Source organism: Succinivibrio faecicola (assembly GCF_019448115.1).
GTDB classification, from domain to species: Bacteria; Pseudomonadota; Gammaproteobacteria; order Enterobacterales; family Succinivibrionaceae; genus Succinivibrio; species Succinivibrio faecicola.
Genome location: NZ_JAGFNY010000049.1, coordinates 1 through 7,079, shown reverse-complemented (window position 1 = coordinate 7,079; position 7,079 = coordinate 1). Strand labels below are relative to the sequence as shown.

Sequence of the window (7,079 nt, the reverse complement as noted above, 5' to 3'; positions counted from 1 at the left end):
ATCTACCATTGTTAGTATGGCAGATCGTTAACCAACCTAACCCTTTTGACAATAATGTCTTAAGGTCTTAGGTAAGATAAATAATCTCTTCTTAGACGTGAATTTTTGATATCAGACAAAAAAAATATTGCGGTTACATACTACATTTGAAAGGAATCCGTGTATTTTTTTGTTCCAAATCGGAATAACCTTAATTGGAAGATATCAAAATATATGAATTTAAGATCTGTAAGTCGACTCCACTCTTATGAAAAACAAGGCAAGGTTTATGCGCTTGTTTTTGTTGGTATTTTTTTAAGTTTTATATTATTAACAGCTGTATCTGTATATACCGTTAAGAAAATGACTGAAAGGGGTATACAGGAGTCTAACCATGTTATTTCACAGGTAATTAAGGATCATTTAAAAGAATCAATTATTAAGCCTTTGATTAATTCTAACAGTATTGCTAAAGATGATTATTTAGTTGATCTTCTTTTTAATGAAAATTCTGAGAGTGAAAAAAGTATTAAGAGCTATCTTAGAGGAATCAAAAACGGATACGGATACGATTTTTGTTATGTTGTTTCTGATAAGACAAAAAAATACTATTCATCTAATGGACTTAAAAAAATAATCTCTCCTGAATCAAATGAAATTGATAAATGGTATACAAGGTTTTTATCAAAGAATAAGGATCTTGATTTAGTCGTTGAAAAAGAAGAAATATCTTCAGACAAGCTAACAATCTTTTTTGATAACAGAATTACAGATAAAACAGGAAAATTTTTAGGTGTAACTGGTGTAGCTATACATCTTGAACAACTTCAAAATGCCATAAAGTTTCTTGAAAATAAATTTGATGTTCAGATTAGTCTTGTTGATCGAGACGGGAATATAATCGAATCAGATTTGGAGAAAATGGCAAACATTATAGTTGAAGGAGTTGAGTCAGGAATCAACATAAATTCAGATTTCTTAGCAGATGACAACAATCAGTTATATAAAAATCCACGAATTATTCTAAACACAAAATTATTTCTTGTTGTGAAAAATAAAAAGTCAGGAGAAAACGATTTATTCTTGAAGGTTATCTTCGTAAATTCATTATTATGTATCTTCATAACTTTACTGATTACATTCATTATTCAGTTCCTCTTGTTTAAAGCTAATTCCCTGTCTTTAGAAGTTATGAAGGACACTTTGACTAAGGCATATTACAAAAAAGCTTATGACACTGACAGAGTAACTTTAAAAACAGATAAGGTTCCTGAATTGTGTTCTATTTTGGTTGATATAAATGGATTGAAGAATATCAATAATACATTTGGTCACGAGAGGGGGGATTACTTAATCAAAGGTTTATATGAGTGCCTAGAATCTGTATTTGCTAAAAAAGGCTTTATTTACAGAATCAGCGGCGATAAATTCTCTGTATTTCTGTCTATAAGCTTGTTTGAACTAGACATTAAACTAATTGAATTAAACAGATTGATAGAGATCTGGTCTAAAGTTAACGATCATGAATTATCAGTATGCATAGGATTTTCATCTCGAGTCACATATCCATATATGACTGTTGATGATCTTGTAAGAAACGCTGAAGAAATGCTGATTAAGAAAAAACAAGAGTACTATGCTCACAAAGAATGTAAAAAACAGCCTCAGGCATAAGATCAGTGTTTTACAGGTCCAATCAGTTTCATAAAACAGTTTTTGCAGTCAAATTCTAATCTGAATTTTTCTGCACCAATCTGTAAAAACAAGTCTTGTGCCTTTACGTGATGTCGCTTTGGGCACATATTAAAACAGTATCTCAAACAGTGTTTAGATATGAGCACGCATTCGTTAGGACCTGGATTTGTTTTTTCATATGCATCAGCAGCACAAAGACTTCCATGTGAAAGATAAAAATCCTTTGCTTTCTGGTTATATATGTTCGCTTTAAAACCTAGATCCTTTTCTTTTTCAGGAAGCTCTGGTGCTTTTGAAAAGTCATGCTCTGTTTTCTTTTTGATATTCTGTTTTTGGCTGTTTAGGCTGTCAATAAGCTCTCTTCTAAGATTATTCAGAACACTTTGTGGTACAAAATGGCTGTAGCTTAGGTTAATAGAAAGATTCTCTAGTGAGTAGATGCTATCTCCTAATCTTCCTAATTTTGCTTCGATGTTATTTTTTAATTTATCAACATCATTTGCCATTTGTGCATTCTCAAGATGAGCTTCTACACTCTGAGTAATTCCACACTCATCTGTACCTGAAAGCTTAATGCCATCTTCAGTTTCAGAGTATTCTAGATAAAGTTTTAGTTTTCTTATGGCTGATTTTGGATCTAGCAAATCTCTTTCAAATTCAGCATCCTTGTTCCTGTAGAATAATGTACCGGATTGGATTTTTTCGATATCCTGAAAAATTTCTGCAGTATTCTGATTTTTTACTTTGCTGATTCTAAATCCTTCTAAATTACCCTGTGCGTTATAGTAATTTATAGAATCTCCATTATTAAGAGAAACTTTCTTTTTAAGAGCAAAAGTTAAATCATTTCCCTTTTGGCTTACGAGTTTACCTATTTCAACTCCCACGAATCCTGGTGCATCAAAGTTTGCATAGTTATCTTTCTTTTCGTGGGTATTGTATTCAGTAAATCCTCTGTTGAAACTTTTATTAACGTCAGGAGTAAACAGAAGAATTGATTCTCCAAAAGAACTTCTTTTTAGATCTGCCCTTTTTTCGAGAATTTTATCTAATTTCTTACGATAGAATGCAGTAACGTTTTTTACATAATTTTCATCTTTTAACCTGCCTTCTATCTTGAATGAGCTAATACCAGCATCAATCATTTCTTCAAGGTTCTTGCTCTGATTCAGATCTTTCATAGATAAAAGGTATTTATCTTTAGCAAGAACATTTCCAAGAGAGTCGGTCAATGTTTGAGGAACTCTGCACAGCTGTGAGCATTCACCGCGATTAGCACTTCTTTTTGTTAGAGCATAGCTCAAATAACAACGTCCTGAAACGCCAACACATAAAGCTCCATGCACAAATGCTTCAAGTTTTACATTTGTTTTACTATGGATCTCCTTTATCTGATTGATACTAAGCTCTCTTGCAAGAACAACCTGAGAGAATCCTGCCTTTTCAAGAAAACAAACTTTTTCAACAGTAGAATTATCCTGCTGAGTACTTGCATGAATCTCTAATGGAGGTAACTCTCCATTAATTAGGCCTAAATCCTGGATAATCAGAGCATCTACACCAATTTCATATAGCTTGAATGTTAATTCACGTGCAGTTTCTAATTCTTTATCGGTAAGAATTGTATTTATGGTTACATGAACTTTTGCTCCAAACAGGTGGGCATAATCGCATACAGCTTTTATATCTTCTAAACTGTTTGCTGCATTTACTCTAGCTCCATAAGATGGACCGCCAATGTATACAGCATCAGCTCCTGCATTAATTGCAGCAATTGCACAAGTAAGATTTTTGGCTGGGGCAAGTAATTCTATTGTTCTCATAGGAATGTTATAACAGTGTATTTGATAACTAATTATAACAAAATTCAAAAGGAGATCGTTATGATCTCCTTTTGCTTGTGTCGTTGAATAAATGCAGTCAGTGATTAAGCACTATAATGATTTCTTAGGAACTGGATAAATCCAATTTCTAATACTAGCTGGAATGCAACTCCTCCTAATACAATCAGAACTCCGTTAAAGATGTTTGAAATGCCAGTATCTATGAAATTACCTCCATTCATATAGATGCCGACATTTTCAGCAAAACAGATACCTGCTGCTAAAACATAGATAATTGATAATATACTTAAACGACCTCTGTTAGAGTAGATTGCAATCAGGGCAGCAATAAGACAGATAAGCATGCACATAATAATCTCCTTCTTTAGAATCATTCATTGTGATTCTTAAAGATTGTTTGTTTGATTGTTTCTTGATAGTAATCTTTCAGTGTTATTTATTGTTATAATTTTTTGTACACTCTTAATATAGAGTAGTTAAGAAAAAAAGAAAAATTTAATATGCAAACTAAAGTAAAATTTGTGAACTTTAGCAAGTTTATGCAAAAACTACAACGGAGATAATAAAAAATTATCTTATAAATCAATAAGATATTTGTAAAATGTGCAATTCACAAATATTCCGTGCCTATTTTTCAAAATAATTATTATCAATAACCTTTTGATCTTCATTATTTTTATCATTCACTAACAATTTTGCATGCTTGTTTTCGGATAATTTTTTTTAAGAAAATTAAGTAATTAGTAACAATTACTATTAGTAAATTATAGTAATTAAAAGAAAAGGCAAGGTTGTTTTACCTTGCCTATAAAAATGTAAGGAAATCGCTAAAATAAATCGATTGTATAAACAAGTAGCATAGCAGCTAAAACTATATTTTTAGGGATAGATGATTCCCCCTTTATATAACCCTTTAGGTAATTGCTAGTATCAACAATCCTATCACCGTCGATTTTTATAAAAAGTTTATTCATACTGTCCCTGATTTCGTTTTCTGTGAATAGACATAATGTTCGACCATGTTTTGTAAACAGACAACTTTGCTTAACATGGGCAACCGTGACCTTATTTATATCCATAAACAGAAGTTTCTTTTCATCTGTATATCCAATAATCTGCCCTTGAGCATCAATGATCTTTGAGCCGTCAATTTTTCCTACACATGTTTTGATATTATTGAATAACTCAACAGCCATTTTGACTCCAAACTTTAATGCCTAAGTTTAGTTTAGAATGCAGTTTTAACAATTTCTGTGATCAGTTTGTTTTCTTCAAAATCAGGATTGTGAGTTTTATCAAAAGGCTTAAATATGACTTTTGATAAGAAAAGGACATAATAAAAATGATGTAAATAAATTTGTATGAAATGAAATAAAAAATCACATCCAAGTGTCAGGATGTGATTTCTAGAATTTACTTTAGATTTAATGCGTTCGTAATGGTTTTAAAGATATCAGTCTGGTCAGTTAAACCTAAGACATTAACTGATGCTGGACCATAGGCACCAACCTTTAGCTGAGCACCTGTGTGGCCTGAGTCATTAACATCTTCTGAGTTGCCATAAGAGATAGTCATAGGAGCACCGTCGTGAGTCAGAACCTTCTGAGTATAACCAGGAGCTTTTGCATCTTCATAGCAGATCTGAGTTGCATGAGCATGATCAGCTGTTACGATAACTAATGTGTTTCCATCTTTCTTAGCAAAATCAAGTGCAACCTGTACAGCTTCATCTAAATCCATAGTTTCACCGAACTGACCACATGGATTGTTTGCATGAGCCTGCTTATCGATTGATGCTCCTTCAACCTGTAAGAAGAAGCCTTTCTTATTCTTGCTTAGTAATTCAATTGACTTCTTTGTCATCTGTGCAAGAGTTGGGATCGAACTGTTTCTATCCTTATTAACTTCGCATTTAACAGCGTCTTTTTCAAGATTACCGTGTAAAGAAGCCTGGGGGCCCTTTAATCTTACAGGCATATTACCTTCAGCAAAGAGACCTAAAACTGGTTTATTCTGATCTGCTGTAGTTACTTTAGATAGTTCATCTGCGTTTGTAACAACGTTAAATCCTTTTGCCTTTGCAATTTCAAGAAGTGTCTTGCCAGCAAATTTTGGATCATTTGATAATTCTTTGAAAGACTTCATACCTCCACCCATTACAACATCTGCTCTGGCGTTAATAATCTGTTCAGAGATAGAACCAAGACCACCCTTTTCAGTTAGGAACTCAGGGCATTTTTCTGCAGTTACCTTTGGACCATAGCATTTTCTGTGGTTAACATGGGCAATTGGTGCTGCAGGTGTGGCATCCTGGATTTCTGCTGTTGAGATGTCGCCTGTTGCAAGACCGTTCTTCTTAGCAAGCTCAATGATATTTGTATGGATTTTTCCGTTTACATCAACACCGATTGCACCGTTATATGACTTTACGCCGATAGACCAGGCAGTAGCAGATGCTGCAGAATCAGTAACATAAACAGGCTTTTTAGTATCCTTGTTTAAGGAATAGTGAGTATACTGACCTGTAATAGGGAGCGCATCAAGACCCTTGAAAGCACCACCAGCACCGTGAGCAAAATTTCTTGCAGCAGTGATTTCGCTATCTCCCATACCGTCACCTATTAAAAGGATGACATTCTTTGCTTTTTTCTTGTTAGCAAGCTTAATTTGTTCCTCATACATCTTGAACATGTCTCCATGAATTCTTGATGCGCCGCCTTTTACGGTGATATCACCAACTGCTGATCTGTCGTATACATTATCAGCTAATGAAACAGTTGAAGATGCAGATAGAATTAAAGCTAAAGCAATATTATTTAATCATACCCAAGACCTTAAGCAATTTTAGCAGAAGGGTTTGGTTGGTTAATGATCTGCCATACTAATGTAGGCAGATCTTTTAAGTTAACAATATCTCGATTAGATGGCTTTGTTCTTTGACAGCGCAGAGCTATGTCATCGAGAAGTTCTTTAAAAATTTGATATACAGTGGATGACTTACGAAAAAGTAATGCATTGAATAAAACCTCAAAGCAGTCATTCTGTTTATGGAGCTTTAGCATAGAAATCCATTCAAAACTATTTCCTTTGGCACATTTAAGACCGGTAAAGGTTTTGATGATAGAAACTGCTAAAGACAACAGGATAAAAGAGAGAATGATATTCTCATTAGCTGAGTTAATGCTTTTTAAGCAGTTACTGCGTTTATTTGCTTTGTTAAACAGTTCAATAGCCCATCTAAGTCTATAGAGCAGGTAAATCTGTTTAGCTCCCAATCTGTCTTTAGGGATATTAGTTCTTAAGATAGAGCGTTTATCATTGTCAGTACAGTTAGGGTTGTAACGGACAATAATTCTATTTTTATGTCCTGAAGCAAAGGTAACATCTAAGTCAGCACAGGAATGGGCTGGTAATTTATTTACAGATTTACCTTTAAACGCAGGAATTGATTTACCATCATCACCAGTAGCACTATCAATGGTAGCAGCAGTGCTTAATTTACCTCTGATAAGGTAAAGGTTACCGCTATTAGCAATTCTCTGTTCAAGCTCTTCGTCTACG

At 33.7% G+C, this 7,079-nt stretch carries 6 protein-coding genes; 1 reads left to right on the top strand and 5 read right to left on the bottom strand.

Features of this window, described 5'->3' with window-relative positions; genetic code table 11:
• The first annotated feature begins 213 nt into the window (after nt 1-213).
• Nucleotides 214-1,653, top strand: a complete 1,440-nt coding sequence (locus J5V48_RS09240; protein WP_219938297.1) for a diguanylate cyclase — start codon at nt 214-216, stop codon at nt 1,651-1,653.
• A gap of 2 nt (nt 1,654-1,655) precedes the next feature.
• Here J5V48_RS09240 and J5V48_RS09235 read toward each other — a convergent pair whose 3' ends face one another.
• The 5 genes from J5V48_RS09235 to J5V48_RS09215 form a co-directional block, all read right to left on the bottom strand.
• Nucleotides 1,656-3,497: a peptidase U32 family protein gene (locus tag J5V48_RS09235; RefSeq protein ID WP_219938296.1), complete on the bottom strand. Its 1,842-nt coding sequence runs from the start codon at nt 3,495-3,497 to the stop codon at nt 1,656-1,658.
• A 104-nt stretch (nt 3,498-3,601) separates the two neighbouring features.
• Entirely contained in the window at nt 3,602-3,868 is a 267-nt protein-coding gene (locus J5V48_RS09230; protein WP_219938295.1) for a hypothetical protein, read from the bottom strand.
• A gap of 477 nt (nt 3,869-4,345) precedes the next feature.
• Nucleotides 4,346-4,714: a hypothetical protein gene (locus tag J5V48_RS09225; RefSeq protein WP_219938294.1), complete on the bottom strand. Its 369-nt coding sequence runs from the start codon at nt 4,712-4,714 to the stop codon at nt 4,346-4,348.
• Between the two features lie 217 nt (nt 4,715-4,931).
• On the bottom strand, nt 4,932-6,314 hold the full coding sequence (gene phoA / locus J5V48_RS09220) for an alkaline phosphatase (protein WP_336244990.1): 1,383 nt from the start codon (nt 6,312-6,314) through the stop codon (nt 4,932-4,934).
• A 38-nt stretch (nt 6,315-6,352) separates the two neighbouring features.
• Nucleotides 6,353-7,079 (bottom strand): transposase (locus J5V48_RS09215; RefSeq protein WP_219938293.1); only part of this gene is annotated, 727 nt, incomplete at its 5' end.